Source organism: Aquitalea pelogenes (assembly GCF_041914625.1).
GTDB classification, from domain to species: domain Bacteria; phylum Pseudomonadota; class Gammaproteobacteria; order Burkholderiales; family Chromobacteriaceae; genus Aquitalea; species Aquitalea pelogenes.
The window spans coordinates 1-17924 of the sequence record NZ_JAYSDA010000007.1 but is presented as its reverse complement, the minus strand read 5'-3'; the positions used below and the strand labels follow the sequence as shown (position 1 = coordinate 17924).

The 17924-nt window shown below is 60.5% G+C and carries 15 protein-coding genes and 2 riboswitches; of the genes, 6 read left to right on the top strand and 9 right to left on the bottom strand.

Translation table 11 applies throughout. The features are described 5' to 3' along the window. Positions 1-12 precede the first annotated feature (12 nt). Positions 13-513 carry a YceD family protein gene (locus ACE3SE_RS07530; RefSeq protein WP_374554404.1) on the bottom strand — a complete coding sequence of 167 codons (501 nt, stop codon included), beginning with the start codon at positions 511-513 and terminating at the stop codon, positions 13-15. A 59-nt stretch (positions 514-572) separates the two neighbouring features. On the opposite strand from ACE3SE_RS07530, the gene ACE3SE_RS07525 reads away from it, so the two are divergent. From ACE3SE_RS07525 to pncB, 3 genes are read left to right on the top strand one after another with little or no spacing between them, the layout of a single operon-like run. Beyond that, positions 573-1151 (top strand): Maf family protein, encoded by a 579-nt coding sequence (locus tag ACE3SE_RS07525; protein ID WP_374554403.1) that lies wholly within the window; start codon positions 573-575, stop codon positions 1149-1151. Next, positions 1151-1855, top strand: a complete 705-nt coding sequence (locus ACE3SE_RS07520) for an SAM-dependent methyltransferase (RefSeq protein ID WP_374554402.1) — start codon at positions 1151-1153, stop codon at positions 1853-1855. Before ACE3SE_RS07525 ends, ACE3SE_RS07520 begins: the two co-directional genes overlap by 1 nt. A gap of 20 nt (positions 1856-1875) precedes the next feature. Continuing rightward, positions 1876-3093, top strand: coding sequence for a nicotinate phosphoribosyltransferase (pncB, locus tag ACE3SE_RS07515; protein ID WP_374554583.1), 1218 nt, complete (start codon positions 1876-1878; stop codon positions 3091-3093). Here pncB and ACE3SE_RS07510 read toward each other — a convergent pair. After that, positions 3079-3933 carry a Rossmann-like and DUF2520 domain-containing protein gene (locus ACE3SE_RS07510; protein ID WP_374554401.1) on the bottom strand — a complete coding sequence of 285 codons (855 nt, stop codon included), beginning with the start codon at positions 3931-3933 and terminating at the stop codon, positions 3079-3081. The two genes, pncB and ACE3SE_RS07510, sit on opposite strands and share 15 nt — an antisense overlap. A gap of 111 nt (positions 3934-4044) precedes the next feature. Here ACE3SE_RS07510 and ACE3SE_RS07505 point away from each other — a divergent pair, with 111 nt between their 5' ends. The 3 genes from ACE3SE_RS07505 (at position 4045) to ACE3SE_RS07495 (ending at position 6155) form a co-directional block, all read left to right on the top strand. Further along, positions 4045-4617, top strand: a complete 573-nt coding sequence (locus ACE3SE_RS07505; protein ID WP_045846164.1) for a LemA family protein — start codon at positions 4045-4047, stop codon at positions 4615-4617. 3 nt (positions 4618-4620) lie between these two features. Continuing rightward, entirely contained in the window at positions 4621-5571 is a 951-nt protein-coding gene (locus ACE3SE_RS07500) for a hypothetical protein (RefSeq protein ID WP_374554400.1), read from the top strand. Positions 5572-5696: 125 nt separating this feature from the next. Next, complete coding sequence (locus ACE3SE_RS07495) at positions 5697-6155, top strand: BLUF domain-containing protein (RefSeq protein ID WP_052693880.1); 459 nt, start codon at positions 5697-5699, stop codon at positions 6153-6155. Between the two features lie 59 nt (positions 6156-6214). On the opposite strand, the gene ACE3SE_RS07490 is transcribed toward ACE3SE_RS07495, so the two are convergent. From ACE3SE_RS07490 to gcvT, 7 genes are all read right to left on the bottom strand, one after another. Further along, positions 6215-7492, bottom strand: coding sequence for an O-acetylhomoserine aminocarboxypropyltransferase/cysteine synthase family protein (locus tag ACE3SE_RS07490; RefSeq protein WP_374554399.1), 1278 nt, complete (start codon positions 7490-7492; stop codon positions 6215-6217). A gap of 166 nt (positions 7493-7658) precedes the next feature. Next, the gene (locus ACE3SE_RS07485; RefSeq protein WP_374554398.1) at positions 7659-8336 is read right to left on the bottom strand and encodes a TetR/AcrR family transcriptional regulator; all 678 of its coding nucleotides are present in this window, start codon (positions 8334-8336) and stop codon (positions 7659-7661) included. A 203-nt stretch (positions 8337-8539) separates the two neighbouring features. Next, positions 8540-10123: an ABC transporter substrate-binding protein gene (locus ACE3SE_RS07480; protein ID WP_374554397.1), complete on the bottom strand. Its 1584-nt coding sequence runs from the start codon at positions 10121-10123 to the stop codon at positions 8540-8542. A gap of 106 nt (positions 10124-10229) precedes the next feature. Continuing rightward, entirely contained in the window at positions 10230-12260 is a 2031-nt protein-coding gene (locus ACE3SE_RS07475; RefSeq protein ID WP_374554396.1) for a putative bifunctional diguanylate cyclase/phosphodiesterase, read from the bottom strand. Between the two features lie 493 nt (positions 12261-12753). Next, positions 12754-15606, bottom strand: coding sequence for an aminomethyl-transferring glycine dehydrogenase (gene gcvP / locus ACE3SE_RS07470; RefSeq protein WP_374554395.1), 2853 nt, complete (start codon positions 15604-15606; stop codon positions 12754-12756). A 228-nt stretch (positions 15607-15834) separates the two neighbouring features. Then, on the bottom strand, positions 15835-16221 hold the full coding sequence (gene gcvH / locus ACE3SE_RS07465) for a glycine cleavage system protein GcvH (RefSeq protein ID WP_062789780.1): 387 nt from the start codon (positions 16219-16221) through the stop codon (positions 15835-15837). A gap of 91 nt (positions 16222-16312) precedes the next feature. Next, on the bottom strand, positions 16313-17401 hold the full coding sequence (gene gcvT / locus ACE3SE_RS07460) for a glycine cleavage system aminomethyltransferase GcvT (protein WP_062789778.1): 1089 nt from the start codon (positions 17399-17401) through the stop codon (positions 16313-16315). Between the two features lie 41 nt (positions 17402-17442). After that, positions 17443-17549, bottom strand: a riboswitch (glycine riboswitch). Positions 17550-17559: 10 nt separating this feature from the next. Further along, positions 17560-17652, bottom strand: a riboswitch (glycine riboswitch). Between the last annotated feature and the right edge of the window lie 272 nt (positions 17653-17924).

The window sequence follows — 17924 nt, the reverse complement described above, 5'->3', positions numbered from 1 at the left end:
TGTATTGATAACTCAAGACTTGGAGATCTTCAACGTGGCCAGCACCGCAAACGGATTGGGCTTGTCAGCCTTGGCACGTGTCAGAGCTTCCGAACCGCATTCGTCGTGTTTCGTCGAGTGCGGCAAGCCCATGATGATTTCGTCTTCGATCATTGCCACCACATCAAGCTCTTCCGGCGCGAGAATGGCATCCAGCGTTTCGTCCAGTTCGCAGGCTTCATCCAGCTTTTCCTGCCGGGTGAACAAGGTAAGCACCGAATCGGTACTCACCTCGAACGGCATCACTTCCAGGCAACGCTGGCAGCTTACCGCAACACTGGCTTTCACCTGCAGGCGCAGGGAAAGGCGGGACGAGCCATCGCGAAAACCTTCCAGGGTGTATTCCACCATACCGGAGGTATCGGACAGGTCGCTGTGCACACGCTCGTCCAGGGTGCTGACGGGCAATTTGCCGGTCAGAACGCGGCCCTCACGGGCGAACTTGAGCGGGTCGATCAAAATCGGGTTAGACATAAACCCAGCATGATATAATCCGCCTCCCTGATTTGTCAAAATAATCAAGCAATACCACCATGCAGATCATCCTGGCTTCCACTTCCCGCTACCGGCAGGAAATCATCGCCCGCCTCGGGCTGCCCTTCACCGCCGTGCCGCCCGTCTGCGACGAAACCCCGCTGCCGGGTGAAAGTGCGCTGGACACTGCCGTGCGCCTGGCACGCACCAAGGCCCAGTCGCTGGCGGCCGACTACCCGAATGCACTGATCATCGGCTCCGACCAGGTCGCCCTGCTCGATGGCCAGCAAATCGGCAAACCCGGCTCGTTTGAAAACGGCGTGACCATGCTGCAGTGGATGAGCGGCCGCACCGTGGTGTTTCATTCGGCGTTGGCACTATACAACACCGCCAGCGGGCGCTTGCAGGAAACCGTGGGCATCACCCGCGTCACCTTGCGCCAGCTGACCGAACAGCAAATCCGCAATTACCTGACGCGCGAACCGGATGCCCTGCACTGCGCAGGTAGCGCCAAGAGCGAAGGCCTGGGCGGTGCGCTGCTGGAAAAGGTGGAGTCGGACGACCCGAACGCCCTGATCGGCGTGCCGCTGTTCCAACTCATCAGCATGTTGAATGCCGAAGGCGTGGAGATTCTGTAATGGCCGGCACCCTGTTTCTGATTCCCGCCCCGCTGGGCGACGAAAGCATTGCCTGGCTGCCTGCCAGCGAAGCGGCCAAGGTGCTGCATATCCGCCACTTTGTGGTGGAGGCGGAAAAAACCGCGCGCAAGCACCTCAAGGCGCTGGGCGTCAGCACGCCCATCCGTGAACTGGTAATGAATACCCTTAACGAACACACCAAGCCAGCCGATGTCACCGCCCTGCTCGCGCCGCTGCTGGCAGGTGAAGACGTGGGCCTGATCTCCGAAGCAGGCTGCCCGGCGGTAGCCGACCCCGGCGCACAGCTGGTGGCACTGGCGCACGAGCGCGGCATCCGCGTGGCACCGCTGATCGGCCCTTCTTCCATTTTGCTGGCGCTGATGGCCTCCGGGGCCAATGGCCAGTGCTTTGCCTTCCACGGCTACCTGCCGGTGGATGCGGCTGAAAAGGCCAAAGTAGTGAAGGAGCTGGAACAACGCTCGCGCCAGCGCAACGAAACCCAGGTGTTCATCGAAACACCCTACCGCAACAATGCGCTGCTGCAGCAATTGCGTGAGACACTGGCCCCCGCTACACGGCTGGCGGTGGCTTGCGACCTGACCCTGCCGACAGAAACCATCGTCAGCCGCCTGGTGAAGGACTGGCCGCAAGACGCGCCGGACTTCCACAAACGCCCGGCCATTTTCATCCTGCACGCTGCCTGAAAGCCCACACCATGCCCAAGCTGCCGCCGCTGATCCATTCCCTGCTGGATACCGACCTGTACAAATTCACCATGCTTCAGGCCATCCTGCATCAGTTTCCGGCAGCTTACGGGCAGTATGCTTTCCGCTGCCGTAACCAGCCGGATTACCCGCTGTCACAATTGCACAAGGAGCTGGAAGCCCAACTGGACTGGCTGTGCCAGCTACAGTTCACCCAGCCGGAGCTGGCCTATCTGCGCAGCTTGCGCTTCATCAAGAGTGATTTTGTCGATTATCTGGAACTGTTCCACCTGCAGCGCCGCTTCATCCGGGTGGAATGCGATGGCGATGCGCTGAACATCCATATCGAAGGCCCGCTGGTGCAGGCGATGTTCTTCGAGATTTTCGTGCTGGCCATCGTCAACGAGCTGTACTTCCGCCGTCTGGACACGCCGCAGGTACGCGAGGAAGGCCAGCGCCGGCTGGATGAGAAAATTGCCACCCTGCTGCGCTTCGAGGCGGAAGAAAGCGCCAGCCAGCGCTTTCCGCTGCTGATTTCCGACTTCGGCACCCGTCGACGCTTCAGCCGTGAATGGCAGCAGCAAGTTGTGGAGCAGCTCAATGCCGCCCTGCCCAAGATTTTCCGTGGCACCAGCAATGTCTGGCTGGCGTGGAAGCTGGGCATCACCCCCATCGGCACCATGGCGCATGAGTTCTTCCAGGCCTTCCAGGCATTGGGCGTGCGGCTGCGTGATTTTCAGAACGCAGCCCTGGAGGCCTGGGTGCAGGAATACCGCGGCGACCTGGGCATCGCCCTCACCGACGTGGTGTGCATGGATGCCTTTCTGGCGGATTTCGACTTGTACTTTGCCAAGCTGTTCGACGGCCTGCGTCACGACAGTGGCGACCCGGTGGAATGGGCGGACAAGGCAATTGCCCATTACCGCAAACTGCGCATCGACCCGGCCACCAAGATGCTCACCTTCAGCGACGGCCTGAGCGTGGACAAGGCACTGGAACTGCACCGCCGCTACAGCCCGCACATTCAGGTGAGCTTTGGTATTGGCACCCACTTCACCAATGACATGGGGCTGGAGCCGCTGCAAATCGTGCTGAAACTGGTGAGCTGCAATGGCCAGCCGGTGGCCAAGCTATCCGACAGCCCAGGCAAGACCATGTGCAGCGATGCCACCTTCCTTGCCTATCTGCGCCAGGTATTCAAGGTGGGAGCGCCAGAAGCCGATTCAGTCGCGCAATAAGGCCAGCAGCGTCTGCCGCGCCTTCTCAGGCAGACGCGCCCCCGCCAGTGCCACCGTACGCTCGCCCAGCACCCGATAGGCGGGCTGCAACTCCAGCGGCAATACCGCCAGATGACGCGCTACCGTCGCAGCATCGCCACGCACGATGGGCCCGGTCAGCGCCTGCTGCGGCCCCATGCTCAGCGCATTGGCCAGACTGCCCTGCATCAACGGCCCGAGCAAGGCGGACAACAGCGCCTCATCCACACCACCCTGCCGTGCCAGCTGACGGGCGATATCGGTCAGCGTGACCAGATAGTTGGAGGCTACCGACAAAGCCGCGTGATAGGCCGCCTTGCCACCCGGTGCCAGCGCAAACGGCCGTGCGCCAATGGCCGCGGCAAAGTCCTGCAACTGCGGTAGCGCTGCCGCATCGCCTTCCAGCGCGCACAAGGTAGCGGCAAATTGCGTCACTGCCCGTGCCGGGTCGGCAAAGGAAAACGCCGGATGCAGGCTGGCCACATGCGCCCCCACTGCACGCAAGGGGGCCAGTATTTCCGCCTCTGCCGCGCCGCTGGCATGAAACACCACCGCACCGGGCTGCACCCGCCCACTATCGGCCAGTGCCTGCGCCGTGGCGGCAATGGCATCGTCCGGCACGGACAGCAAGGTCAGCGCTGCTGGCCGCACCTGTGCCAGCTGGCTGCATGCCCGGCCTGCGCCGATAAAATCCACCGCAGCCTGCGCCGATACCGCGCTGCGGGCCACGCAGTCCTGTACCCGGTACTGGCCGCTTTGCGCCGCCAGGCGACCCAGCGTACGTCCCAGTTTTCCAGCTCCAATAATGTTGAGCAGCTGCATTCCCCATCCTCTTTCTTGACACTGCTGGCAGCATGTCTGACGATGCCGCTAGAATAATCCTGCTTAACAGTATTTTACCTGCCACCACGGCACCCTCGGGGAGTCCCCTCCATGAAGCTGGTGATTTTCTTTGGCGTGATCGCCATTGTCCTGCTGTATTTCATCACCCTGTACAACGCACTGGTCAACCTCAAGCATGCCGTTGCCCGCAGCTGGGCCAATATCGACGTGCTGCTCAAGCAGCGCCATGACGAACTGCCCAAGCTGGTGGAGGTATGCAAGCAATACGCCCAGTTCGAACAGCAAACCCTCAGCCGGGTGATGGAGGCGCGCTCGGCCGTGGCCCAGTACGCCCAAAGTCGCAATATGGAAGGGCTGGGGCACGAGGAAGGCAAGCTGCGCGGGCTGATCGGCCAGGTGCTGGCCGTGGCGGAAGCCTACCCGGAACTGAAGGCAGACCAGCAATTCTCTCATCTGGCCGAGCGCATCAGCCAGCTGGAAGACACCATTGCCGACCGGCGCGAGCTGTATAACGATGCCGTCAACCTCAACAATGTGCGCATCGAGCAATTCCCCGATGTGCTCATCGCCCGCCTGTTCAACTTCCAGCCCGCCCGCGCCTTGCAGTTCAGCGTCGCCGAAAAGCGGGATGTTGATCTGGCCCAGCTGTTCCGCCAGGGTTGAATCATGCAGCAGTGGTTGAGCTGGCAGTGGACGCGCAATGGCTGGATGGCCTTTGGCCTTTACCTGCTGCTGGGCTTTGCCGGCCTGAAACTGGGACTGCCGGTTTTTCGCCAACTGCTGCTGCCTGCCATGCTGCTCTGCGGGCTGATCGGCTGGTGGCTCAATTACCGGCGTTACCGGCTGATTGCCGACACGCCCACCGCACGCGCAGCAACAGCCGCACTGGGCCATGTGGAACTCTATGGCGTGGCCACCAACCATGAGCGTGCCGTCAACTACAGCCCCTATTCCGGCCGCCGCTGCGTGTGGTACCGCTGCTGGCGCTATCACAATGACCGGCGCAGCGCCCTGTCCGGCCGTACGCTAGACCCGCTGACGCTGGACAACGGCAGCCTGCTGTCCGTACCGGAGTGCAGCGATCAGTCCTTTGTGCTGCAGGATGGCAAGCAGGCGGTGATCATCCACCCGGAAGGTGCCGAGGTGCAGCCGCCACACCGCGAGAGCTGGCAGGAAGGCAATGAAACGCTGGTGGAAGAATGGATAGATGAAGGCGACCCGCTCTACGTACTGGGCCAGTTGAGCAGCCACGGAGGTGTGCGACCCGACCAGCAGGCATTCCGCCAGGATGTGGGCGCAAAGCTGAGCGAATGGAAACAGGACCAGCCGGCCTTGCTGCGCCGTTTTGATCTGGACGGCAGCGGGCAGATCAGCGAACAGGAATGGCAGCTGGTACGTGCCGCTGCCGAGCGTGAGGTACGCCAGTTACATCAGCAGCTGGCCAGCACCCCGCCCACCTTGCATGTGCGCAAGCCGGATGACGGCAAGCCCTATCTGATCAACACCCTCACGCCGCAAGGCGTGGCCGTGAGTTATCGCTGGCGCGCCTGGCTGCACGCACTGGCGGCACTGTTGAGCTTCCTGCTCTGGCTGCATCTGGGCGCGGCCGGCGGCTGAAATTTGGCCACACAAGCAGGCAAGGTGCATGACAAGGCAATTCCACCTATCATGGAGCCAGCCAGGTCCGCACCATGACACCGGCCACCATCACCACAAGAGCGCTCCAGCGCCAGGAGACTGCAATGATCCGCCTGATTTACTCCAGCGCCCTTAATCCGGCCTATTCACCGCAATCCCTGCTGGGGCTGCTGGCCGGTTATCGTGCCCGCAACCAGCGCCTGGGCATCAACAGCCTGCTGTTGCTGATGAACAAGGATTTCCTGCAAATGCTGGAGGGCGAGGAAGCCGCAGTGGATGAGCTGTACGATTTCATTCAGCGCGACAAGCACCATCTGCAACTGACCCTGCTGTCACGCGAAACCGTCAGCTACCCCAGTTTTCCCGGCCAGCCACTGGTATTCATCGATACCGAAGAGCTGGCGCGCAAACTGGGCCACCCGGTGCACCTGAGCAATATCGCCCCGCATGGCGAGCTGGACCACGCCGAGCGCGCCAAGCGCTTTGTGCAGGAGTTCATCAACGGCAAGTGGCATCACCACCTGGCCAACGGCCTGAACCCGCAGGTGGTACACCGCCGCTAGTTCCACCACATTGAAAAAGGCTGCCATCCGGCAGCCTTTTTTGCATCAACAACGCACCTTTACAGGGCCGCTGCGTTCAGCGCCTGATCCACATCAGCCAGAATGTCGTCGATGTGCTCGATGCCGATGGACAGGCGAATCAGCTCCGGTCGCACCCCGGCCTTGAGCTGCTCTTCCGGCGACAGCTGGCGGTGGGTGGTGGATGCAGGGTGGCAAGCCAGGCTCTTGGCATCGCCGATATTCACCAGACGGGTCACCAGTTGCAGTGCATCGATGAAGCGGCCACCGGCCTCGATGCCACCCTTGATGCCGAAGGACAGAATGCCCGAAGCGCGACCGCCCATGTATTTGTCCACCAGCGCCTTGCTGGGGCTGGAAGGCAGGGCGGCGTATTCCACCCACTCCACTGCCGGATGGGCTTGCAGCCGCTCGGCCACCTTCAGCGCATTGTCGCAAATGCGGTCCAGGCGCAAGGCCAGGGTTTCGATGCCTTGCAGGATCAGGAAAGCATTGAACGGCGAAATGGCGGCGCCCATATTGCGCAGCGGCACCACGCGGGAACGGGCGATATAGGCAGCCGGGCCCAGTGCCTCGACGTAATTCACGCCGTGGTAGCTGACATCCGGCGTATTCAGGCGCACAAAGCGTTCTTTATGTTCGCCCCAGGGGAATTTTCCGGAATCGACAATGATGCCGCCAATGCTGGTGCCGTGGCCGCCCAGGTATTTGGTGAGGCTGTGCACCACGATATCCGCGCCATGCTCGAAGGGGCGGCACAGGTACGGCGAGGGCACGGTATTGTCGACAATCAGCGGCAGGCCATGTTTGTGCGCTTCTTGGGCAAAGGCGGCAAAGTCCACCACATTGCCCAGCGGGTTGCCCACCGACTCGCAGAACACCGCCTTGGTCTTGTCATCCACCAGCTTGCTGATGGAGGCCGGGTCCTTGTAGTCGATAAAGCGCACTTCGATGCCCAGTTGCGGGAAGGTGTGGGCAAACAGGTTATAAGTACCGCCATACAGCGTGCTGGTGGCAATGATGTTGTCACCAGCCTCCGCGATGGTCTGGATGGCATAGCTGATGGCCGCCATGCCGGATGCCACCGCCAGCGCGCCGATACCGCCTTCCAGCGCAGCCACGCGCTTTTCCAGCACATCGGTGGTGGGGTTCATGATGCGGGTATAGATATTACCCTGCACTTTCAGGTCGAACAGGTCTGCACCGTGCTGGGTGCTGTCAAAGGCATAGCTGGTGGTCTGATACAGCGGCACCGCCACCGCCTTGGTGGTCGGGTCCGGGCTGTAGCCGCCGTGCACGGCCAGGGTTTCCAGTTTCATCTTCTTCTCTCCTGTGGCTTTACGCCTGTTGCATATCGCACTAACCATACCGTCAGCAGGGGAAGAAGCCAAGCCGGATTTCCTGCAAAGCTTATGAAAATTCCGGCACAAAATGACAAATGGCCGGTCAGCGACTGGCCATTCTCTGCGTAAGCAAAAGACGGGTTCAGATGGCCGGGATGGCCCCCTGCCCCGGCACCATGCCGGCCAGCACGCGCTCGAAAGGCTGGCGGAAACGGCTGGACACATAAGGTGCCAGGAAATACAGCAGGCTCAGGCAACCCTCGCGCGCCACGGTCTGTGCTTCCTGTGGACATTTGGCAATGTCGGGACGGGCAATCCAGCCGGTTTGCAACAGCTGGAAATTACGTGCGAGAAAACCGATCTGCACGTCGTCACCTTCCAGCATGCCCTGATCGCGCAGCTTGAAAAACAGCTTTTCCACGCCACGGCTGATCAACCCGGCTTCGATCTTGCTATAGCTTTCCTGCAAGGACTGGTTGACCGAAAACAGGCTGGAAATGCTTTGCGGAATGAAACGGAAGGTCCACAAATGGCGCAATACCTTCTCCAGCAGGGACACCAGCCCTTCCACCGAGGCAGTCACACTCAGCTCGCCCGCGGCATTGAGATAATCGGCCATACCCTTGGAGTAGCGCCGGTACAGCTCGTTGATGATGTCTTCCTTGCAGGCAAAGTGGTAGTACAGATTGCCGGTGCTGATATTCAGATAGCGCGCAATGTGATTGGTGGTGACGCTGCGCTCGCCCTGCTGGTTGAACAGCTGCAGGCTGGCTTCGACAATGCGGTCAAAGGTTGGACTTTTGCTTTCTTTACGGCTCATGGCAGGTTCTTCCCGGTGCGCGGAATCCCGGGACAGACTGTTCCCGGCACCCGCTGCGTCTGTGATCGACAAACACCGGCACATGATACCGCAAGCCGTCCTGGGCAGCACGGCGATTGCCATGGGCAGCCGCTTGGCGATGCAAAAAGGCAGCACAAGGCTGCCTTTTGCATCGGGCTTAACGGCTTTGCCGGCTTGAGTGCTTACTGCACATTCACCGCAGCAAAGTTGACGCGGCCAAAGGGGTTGGCGGCGTAGCCGCTCACTTCCTTGCGCTCCAGTACATAGGCCGTGGGGTGGGCCAGCGGCAGCCACAAGGCCTGATCGCTGATCAGCTTTTGCGCTTGCAGGTACAGCTTGCTGCGCTGGGCAAAATCGCTGGTTTTCTTGCCGTCGCTAATCAGCTTGTCCAGCTTCGGGTCGCAATAGCGGGCAAAGTTGGTGCCGGACTGCACGGCGGCGCAGGAGAACTGCGGGGTGAGGAAGTTATCCGGGTCGCCATTATCCCCGGCCCAGCCCATGAACAGCAGGTCGTGCTCGCCCGCCTTGCCGCGCTTGATCAGTTCGCCCCACTCGATCACCTTGATCTGCGCACGAATGCCCACCTTGGCCAGATCAGCCTGCAACAGCTCGGCGCCGGCCTTGGGGTTGGGGTTGAGCGTGCTGCCGCTGGGGCGTACCCACAGCGTGGTGTCAAAGCCGTTGGGGTAGCCAGCCTGGGCCAGCAGTTTTTTTGCGCGTGTCAGGTCTTGCGGATACGGCTTCACGCTCTTGTTATAGCTCCAGGTATTGGGCGGATACGGCAGCGTGGCGGCGGTAGCCGTGCCATCAAACACGGTTTTCAGATAGGTGTTCTTGTCAAAGGCCAGATTCACTGCCTGGCGCACCAGCGCATTGTCAAAAGGCTTGTGCTGGCTGTTGATGGCGACAAAGGCGGTCATGAAGGCCGGTGTGGACAGTACGCGAATCTTGCTGTCGCCCTGCACCGCCAGCACGTCTTGCGGTTTTGCTGACAAGGCCAGCTGGCACTCCCCTGCCTTCAGCTTTTGTACCCGCACGGTGGCATCCGGCGTGATGGCGTAGATCAGTGCCGATACCTTGGGTTTACCCCCCCAGTAAGCCAGGTTGGGCTGATAACGCACCACGCTGTCCTTCTGGAAGCTGCGGAACACGAAGGGACCGGTGCCGATGGGCTTGCTGTTGAGCTCGGCCTGTTTGCCGGCAGCCTGCAACTGGGCGGCGTATTCGGCCGAGTAAATGGAGGCAAAGCCCATGCTCAGCGTGGACAGGAAAGTGGATTCCGGATAGTTCAGCTCAAAACGTACGGTATTGTCGTCCACCTTGCTGACCGACTTGATCAGCTTGGGCAGCTGCATGGACTGCGCATGCGGGTAGCCATTGGCCGCAGTCTTGTACCAGGGGTGGTCCGGGTTGAGCATGCGCTCGAAGCTGAATACCACGTCGTCGGCATTGAGCTTGCGGCTGGGCTTGAAGTAATCGGTGCTGTGGAAGGCCACGCCCGGACGCAGCTTGAAAGTGTAGCTGAGGCCATCGGCGCTGACCTGCCAGCTGCTGGCCAGGCCAGGCTGCAATTTGTGAGCGGACGCATCGTATTCCACCAGCCGGTTCATCAGCACATCGGCCGAGGCATTGGTGGTCACCAGCGAGTTGTACTGCACCACGTCAAAGCCTTCCGGATTGGCATCGGTACAGACAGTCAGGGGTTTGGCCGCCAGCGCCAGCGGGCTGGCCAGCATCAGGGCTGGTAACAGGGTGCGTAGGTTCATCTTGGTCTCCGTGCGGGGGAAGGCCGTCATCATGCGGGGCCCCGGCTGGACATCAGCTTAAGGGAAGATGCGGCAAATTTGAATGACGCATTCCCGCTAAGCTTATTCAGACTGCGCTTGGTGGCGGCTCTTCGCCATGCTCCAGCAATTCGTTGAAGTGGCGCAATGACAGCGGGCGACTGCACAGATAGCCCTGGTATTGCTGGCAGCCTTGTTCGCGCAGCCAGTCCAACTGGGCATGGGTTTCCACTCCTTCGGCCACCATGGCCAGCTTGAGGATGCGGCACAGGCTGGTGATCAGCTCCGGAATGGCCGAGCGTTGCGGCAGGCCGGAAATGAAGGAGCGATCAATCTTGAGGGTGTTGAGCGGATAGTTTTGCAGATACGCGAGGTTGGAATAGCCGGTACCGAAATCGTCGATGGCAATGGCAAAACCCATGGCCTGCAAGGCGGCCAGCGTGTTCATGGTGTGCGGGTCGTGCGCCAGCAGCAGGGACTCGGTGATTTCCAGCTCGATACTGGCGGCCGGGCAGCCGCTTTGCTGCAGGATCTGTTGCAAAGTGGCCGGCAGTTCCGGGTCTGCAAACTGGCTGGCCGAAAGGTTGACCGATACCTGCAAGTCCCGGCCCTGTCGATGCCAGTTCGCCAGCTGGGAGGCCACCTGTGCCAGGATTTGCCGGTCCAGTTCGCGGATCAGGCCGCTTTCCTCACTGGCGGGGATGAAACTGTCGGGAAACAACAGGCCCCGTTCCGGATGTCGCCAGCGCGCCAGCGCTTCGGCCCCGACAATACGGCCGCTATAGCAATCCACCCGTGGCTGGTAGAAGGCTTCGAATTCGCCATTTTCCAGGCCGCGACGGATTTCGTACTCCAGCGCCAGCCGCGATCGGGCACGGGCATCCATGGATTCGTCGTAAAACTGGACACCATTGCGCCCGGCTTCCTTGGCGCTGTACATGGCCAGGTCGGCATGGCGCATATGGCTTTGCACATCCTCGGCCCCGTCAGCGCACAGGCTGATGCCCACCGAGGCGGTAAGCTGCACCTCCTGGCCGTGCAGCCACAAGGGGCGACCCAGGCTTTCCACGATGGCTGCGGCCAGGCTGGCAGCAAGCTCCTTGACCTGTGGAGCGCACAGCAGCAACAGGAATTCGTCGCCACCCTGCCTGGCCAGTTGCTGGCCGGCAGAGAGCAGTTGTTTCAGGCGCTCGCTCATCTGCACCAGCAGCAAGTCGCCAAAGCCGTGGCCCAGGCTGTCATTGATGTTCTTGAAACGGTCCAGGTCGATGCACAACAAGGCCACTTCCAGATTTTGCGCACGGGCTTGCTGCAACAAGGCCGGGTAATTCTGCTGGACGAAATTGCGATTGGGCAGCCCGGTGAGGATATCGTGCATGGCCAGATAGCTGGCGCGCGCCTCGGCCTCTTTCAGCTCGCTGACATCCATTTCGCTGACCAGGACGGCAGGCTGGCCGGATGCCGCATCGCGGCAATGGCGTGCCGACACTTCATGCCAGCGCTCACCCTGCCGGGTCAGCACCCTGGCCACCAACCTGCCCTTGCCATGGGCCTGCAGCAGTTGTTGCAGCGCGGCCAGATCGGCCGGGTCGACAAAACGCGTCTGCCAGCACTCTGCCGGGTCCAGCACTTGCTCACGTGCACTGGGATTGCGGTACAGCGCCTGGCCATCGGCCTGATACAGGGTGATGAATACCGGCGAATGCAACAGGGCTTCCGCACTGCGCAGGGTGTCCGGGTCGGCCTGCAACTCACCCAGCGCCTCGCACAGCATCAGCATGCGTCCCTGATGGCGTATTCCGCTGAACATCACCTTCAGGCTGCGCGGATGACCGTTGGGATAGAGCGTCCAGGTTTCGGAAAACATCATGTCATGGCTGATGAAGTCGCTCTGGTACTGCTGCAAACGGCGCGCCACGGAGTCGGACATGTCCTGCCCCATGTCACGGCTGCACAATTCATCCAGGCTGGCTGCCTCCCACACCTGCAAGGCAGGAGGGTTGGCCCAGTACACGCGCCGGGCTTCAATATCGAATACCCATACCGGATGGCGCAGCCTGTCGAGCAAGGCAAAGCGCGCCATGCTTTCCTCGGTAAACGGTACTCCATCATGCGGCATATCGCGTTCCAACCTGCTCTTGCATCCTGAATGGTGAAGCCATGACAACAAGCATTAGGTCATGTGCAATGAATAAGAGAGTCATTCTAGCAATCATCCAGCCTTTTTAAACCATAAACTTAAAATAAATCTCACTTCTTTAATACCTGCCCATATTTTAAGCAACAGCTAGATAACGCCCGCCCGCCATGACGGGTGGACAAGCAGTCAGCTGACACCAGCAAAATAAAAAGCCCCCGTAAAAACGGGGGCTTACAAATGATTTCCACCTCATCTCGCTTTCTGATAAAGAAGGCGAGGCTCCCTTGCAGGGCAAGGGCGGGGGGATTGGGAATAGACAGGAAGGATGCGGAAGCGATAACTCAATCGAAAGGCCCGGCTTTGCCGGGCCCTGTAAAATCGTACCAAATGACCTTGCCTGCAGCCTGAAAGCCCCCGTAAAAACGGGGGCTTATGGCGGTGGGACCCAGACAGGCCCCACGCATGGGCTGGCTTACAGATAGCTGTCGGTGCTGGGGCAGCTGCACACCAGGTTGCGGTCGCCGTATACGTCATCGATACGGTTCACGCTTGGCCAGAACTTGTTTTCCAGCACATAAGGCAGCGGAAACAGGCCGGTTTCGCGGCTGTACGGACGGTCCCAGTCGCCAGCGATGTCAGCCTTGCTGTGCGGTGCATTGCGCAGCGGGTTGTTGTCCGCCGGCCATGTGCCATTCTGCACCTGGTCGATTTCCTGACGGATGGCGGTCATGGCGGCAATGAAGCGGTCCAGTTCGGCCTTGGGTTCGGATTCGGTCGGCTCGATCATCAGCGTGCCCGGTACCGGGAAGCTCATGGTCGGAGCGTGGAAGCCGTAGTCCATCAGGCGCTTGGCCACGTCCACCTCGGTCACGCCGCTGGCAGCCTTGAGCGGACGCAAGTCGATGATGCACTCATGCGCCACACGGCCATTGGCACCGGTATACAGCACCGGGAAGTGTTCACCCAGTTTCTTGGCCATGTAGTTGGCGGACAAGAGTGCGTTTTCGGTGGCGGCCTTCATGCCCTCGGCACCCATCATGCGGATATACATGAAGGAGATGGGCAGGATGGAAGCCGAGCCGAACGGCGCAGCGGACACCGCAGTCTGACCGGCAACCGCACCCGGCACGTCAGCCACCACGTGGTTGGCCATGAACGGGGCCAGATGGGCTTTCAGGCCGATGGGGCCCATGCCCGGGCCGCCACCGCCGTGCGGGATGCAGAAGGTCTTGTGCAGGTTCATGTGCGACACGTCGGCACCGATGTCCGCCGGACGGCACAGGCCCACCTGGGCGTTCAGGTTGGCACCGTCCATGTACACCTGGCCACCATGGCTGTGAATGATGTCGCAGATCTCGCGGATCGGCTGTTCGAACACACCGTGGGTGGACGGGTAGGTAATCATCAGCGCCGCCAGGTTGGCCGAATGCTGCTCTGCCTTGGCCTTGAGGTCGGCCACGTCGACGTTGCCGGATTCGTCACACTTCACCACCACTACCTGCATGTTCATCATCTGCGCGGTGGCCGGGTTGGTACCGTGGGCCGATTGCGGAATCAGGCAGATATTGCGCTGCGCTTCGCCACGCGCTTCGTGATAACGGCTGATGGCCAGCAGGCCGGCGTACTCGCCCTGCGCGCCGGAGTTGGGCTGCATGGAGATGGCGTCAAAACCGGTGATGGCTTTCAGCTGGGTTTGCAGGTCGTCGATCAGTTGCAGGTAACCGGCAGCCTGATCGCGCGGGGCAAACGGGTGCATATTGGCGAATTCCGGCCAGGTGATGGGAATCATCTCGCTGGTGGCATTCAGCTTCATGGTGCAGCTGCCCAGCGAAATCATCGAGTGATTCATCGCCAGGTCGCGGTTTTCCAGTTTCTTCAGGTAGCGCAGCATCTCGTGCTCGCTGTGGTGGGTGTTGAACACCGGGTGGGTGAAGAAGGCGGATTCGCGCTTGAGGCCGGCCGGGATGGCATCGGCAGCGGCGGCATCCAGCGCGGCGATGTCGGCATCCTTGCCGGTAAACAGCTGGATCAGCGTGGCCAGATCAGCCTCGGTAGCCGCTTCGTGGAAGGCCACACCCAACACGGTGGCGGACACGCGACGCAGGTTGTAACCGGCAGCCAGGGCGGCGGCGTAGATGGCGTCGGCATTGGCCGCTTCCACTTGTACGGTGTCGTAGAAGCGGTCGAATACCAGCTTGCCACCGGCGCTCTTCACCGCATGGGCGAAGATGGCAGCCAGACGGTGGATGCGGCTGGCAATGCGCTTGACGCCTTCCGCACCGTGGTACACCGCGTACATGCCGGCGATATTGGCCAGCAGTACCTGGCTGGTACAGATATTGGAGTTGGCCTTTTCGCGGCGGATGTGCTGCTCGCGGGTTTGCAGTGCCATGCGCAGCGCGGTCTTGCCCTTGGCATCCACCGACACACCGATGATGCGGCCAGGTGCCGAGCGCTTCATTTCATCCTTGAAGGCAAAGTAGGCAGCGTGCGGGCCACCATAGCCCATCGGCACGCCAAAGCGCTGGGTGTTACCGATGGCCACGTCGGCACCCATTTCTGCCGGGGACTTCAGTGCCACCAGCGCCATGATGTCGGCAGCCACCACGGCAACACCACCCTTGGCCTTGACGGCGGCAATGTAGGGCGTCAGGTCGATCAGGTCGCCCGCTTCGCCCGGATACTGGAACAGCGCACCAAAGTAGTCACCATTGCCGGCCTCTTCCGGATGGCCGGAAACCAGCTCGAAACCGAAGTACTTGGCACGGGTTTTCATCACGTCCAGGGTTTGCGGCAGCACGCGGCTGTCAACAAAGAACTGTTCGGACTTGCTCTTGGATACACGGCGCGCCATGGCCATGGCTTCGGCGGCAGCGGTGGCTTCGTCCAGCAAAGAAGCATTGGCCATTTCCAGACCGGTCAGGTCCATCACCATTTGCTGGTAGTTGAGCAGCGCTTCCAGACGGCCCTGGGCGATTTCAGCCTGATACGGGGTGTAAGCGGTATACCAGCCCGGGTTTTCCAGCACATTGCGCAGGATGACGGTGGGGGTCAGCACCGGGTAGTAACCCAGGCCGATGAAAGACTTGTTGACGATGTTGCGGCTGGCCACCTCTTTCAGCGCGGCCAGGGCTTCGGCTTCCGGCACCGGGGACGGCAGGTCCAGCGCACGGTTCAGGCGGATGTCGGCCGGCAGGGTCTGGGCAACCAGATCGTCCAGCGAGGCGGCACCGATTTCGGCCAGCATTTCGCCGCGCTCGGCATCGGAGGGGCCAATATGGCGGGCAATGAATTCGCTACGGTTAAACAGGGAAGCAAGAGTCATGGTGGGTGTCCGGTAATGAAGAGCTGTGCCAGAGAATCCATTCAAGATCTTGTGAGCTAGAGCGAGACAAGGCAAAAACGGCTGAGGAAGCGGAATTTACACAGAGTAAATGAGCATTCCGAAGATGTTTTTAACGCAGTATCGCCGAAGCGCAGCAGATATTGAGCGGGTTCTGAAACTGAAAAAGCCCCGCGATGGTTTACATCACGAGGCTTTGACAGCGTGCAATCAGGCGCCGATTTCCTTGGCGTAGCCAGCGGCATCCAGCAGGCTGTCCAGATCTGCGGCATTGGCCGGCTTGATCTTGAAGAACCAGCCAGCGCCATAGGGCTCGCTGTTGGCCAGCTCGGGAGCGGCTTCCAGTTCGGCGTTCACTTCCAGCACTTCACCGGCGATCGGGGCGTATACATCGGAAGCGGCTTTTACCGATTCCACCACGCCGGCTTGCTCTTCAGCAGCCAGGTTGGCACCCACTTTCGGCAGCTCGACGAACACGATGTCGCCCAGCAGCTCTTGTGCATGTTCGGTAATGCCTACGGTAACGGAACCGTCGGCTTCCAGACGCAGCCATTCGTGGCTGGCAACGTATTTCAGTTCGGCAGGGATATTGCTCATGGATTGAATCTCCTCGGATTGATTGAACCGTTACGGGAGCGGGAAACCGCAGCGCAGCCTGCAGGCTGGTGCGGTGTTTCCCGGCTCGCTGTTATTCGAAAACTTTCTTGCCGTTGCGCACGAACGGCATCTTCACCACGCGGACAGCGGTGAGCGTACCACGCAAATCCACCTGTGCGTCGGCACCGGTTGCGGCCGGTACGCGGGCGATGGCGATGGAGTGCTTGAGGGTGGGCGAGAAGGTGCCGCTGGTGATGATGCCCTCACCCACGCCTTCCACTACCACTTTCTGGCCTTCACGCAGCACGCCACGGCCTTCCAGCACCAGGCCCACCTGCTTCATCGGCACACCGGCGGCCTTCTGGGCTTCCAGTGCCTTGCGGCCGATAAAGTCACGGCTGGCCGGTTCCCAGGCAATGGTCCAGCCCATGCCGGCCTGCAGCGGGGATACGGTTTCGTCCATGTCGTGGCCGTACAGGTTCATGCCGGCTTCCAGACGCAGGGTGTCGCGTGCACCCAGGCCGATGGGGGCCACGCCGGCCTCTACCAGCTGATTGAAGAAGTTGATGGCTTCGCCAGCCGGAATCATGATTTCCAGACCGTCTTCACCGGTGTAGCCGGTTCGGGCAAAGAACCAGTCGCCTGCAGGCAAGCCCTGGAATACCTTGAGTGATTGAATGGCGTCGGCCAGTTGCGGCTTTACCGCACAGACCTTGGCAATGGCATTGGGGCCTTGCACGGCCAGCATGGCCAGGTCGCGACGTACATTGAGGGAGACATCAAAACCGGCCTTGTGGCTCTCCATCCAGGCCAGATCTTTATCAGTGGTACCGGCATTCACCACCATGCGGTAGCCGTAGGAGGTCAGGTAGACAATCAGGTCATCCACCACGGTGCCGTCTTCGGTCAGCATGCCGGAGTACAGCGCCTTGCCTTCAAAGCCCAGCTTGGCCACGTCATTGGCAATCAGCTGTTGCAGCCAGGCCTTGGCATCGCTGCCGGTGATGTCGATCACGGTCATGTGGGACACATCGAACATGCCGGCGTCGCTGCGCACGATCTCATGTTCCTTCAGCTGGGAGCCATAATGGATGGGCATTTCCCAACCGGCGAAATCAACCATCTTGGCGCCGGCGGCGACATGAGCGTCAAACAGGGGGGTACGTTTCGGGGCCGTCATCTGTGCGTCCTTGCAAAGGGGGTGTTTTGCCTGTCTTGGTACAACACCCCTCTGTCCTGACACCTGAGATTTTCCGGCGGGCATTTTCAGCCGCCGTTAGCCCCTTCGGTGGCTGCCTTCATGGGCAGCGCTCTCCAGAGTAAAGCAGATACGTGATATCCGATGATGCAGTCCTTTTGCCTGAGCGATTGCGGGTGCGCTTGCGCCTTCGGCGGTGGCCGCGATTGGCCACTCTCTCCTGCATGATGGGGGCGATTATCGTTGCAGATAAAGACAAAGGCAAGCCAAGAATATCTTCACACGAAGTGATCTATCCTGTTGTTTTTGCATTATTTTCGCAATCGAAAAAATACGAATAATTCCTTGTCACAATTTATTCATTATTGATCAGGCATAACAAAAGGGCTGCCACAGCAGCCCTTGTTGATCCACATCTCACCTGCCCTTCAGCCGACGTCGACACGCCGCCGCAGGTGTTGCAGCGCCCTGCCTCAGTACCACTCGATACCGCTCTTCTCGGTGG

Excerpts from the sequence above, each read along its gene's own strand:
- ACE3SE_RS07530 (WP_374554404.1), bottom strand. The coding sequence starts at position 513 with ATGTCTAACCCGATTTTGATCGACCCGCTCAAGTTCGCCCGTGAGGGC.
- ACE3SE_RS07525 (WP_374554403.1), top strand. The coding sequence starts at position 573 with ATGCAGATCATCCTGGCTTCCACTTCCCGCTACCGGCAGGAAATCATC.
- ACE3SE_RS07520 (WP_374554402.1), top strand. The coding sequence starts at position 1,151 with ATGGCCGGCACCCTGTTTCTGATTCCCGCCCCGCTGGGCGACGAAAGC.
- ACE3SE_RS07510 (WP_374554401.1), bottom strand. The coding sequence starts at position 3,933 with ATGCAGCTGCTCAACATTATTGGAGCTGGAAAACTGGGACGTACGCTG.
- ACE3SE_RS07505 (WP_045846164.1), top strand. The coding sequence starts at position 4,045 with ATGAAGCTGGTGATTTTCTTTGGCGTGATCGCCATTGTCCTGCTGTAT.
- ACE3SE_RS07500 (WP_374554400.1), top strand. The coding sequence starts at position 4,621 with ATGCAGCAGTGGTTGAGCTGGCAGTGGACGCGCAATGGCTGGATGGCC.
- ACE3SE_RS07495 (WP_052693880.1), top strand. The coding sequence starts at position 5,697 with ATGATCCGCCTGATTTACTCCAGCGCCCTTAATCCGGCCTATTCACCG.
- ACE3SE_RS07490 (WP_374554399.1), bottom strand. The coding sequence starts at position 7,492 with ATGAAACTGGAAACCCTGGCCGTGCACGGCGGCTACAGCCCGGACCCG.
- ACE3SE_RS07485 (WP_374554398.1), bottom strand. The coding sequence starts at position 8,336 with ATGAGCCGTAAAGAAAGCAAAAGTCCAACCTTTGACCGCATTGTCGAA.
- ACE3SE_RS07480 (WP_374554397.1), bottom strand. The coding sequence starts at position 10,123 with ATGAACCTACGCACCCTGTTACCAGCCCTGATGCTGGCCAGCCCGCTG.
- ACE3SE_RS07475 (WP_374554396.1), bottom strand. The coding sequence starts at position 12,260 with ATGCCGCATGATGGAGTACCGTTTACCGAGGAAAGCATGGCGCGCTTT.
- gcvP (WP_374554395.1), bottom strand. The coding sequence starts at position 15,606 with ATGACTCTTGCTTCCCTGTTTAACCGTAGCGAATTCATTGCCCGCCAT.
- gcvH (WP_062789780.1), bottom strand. The coding sequence starts at position 16,221 with ATGAGCAATATCCCTGCCGAACTGAAATACGTTGCCAGCCACGAATGG.
- gcvT (WP_062789778.1), bottom strand. The coding sequence starts at position 17,401 with ATGACGGCCCCGAAACGTACCCCCCTGTTTGACGCTCATGTCGCCGCC.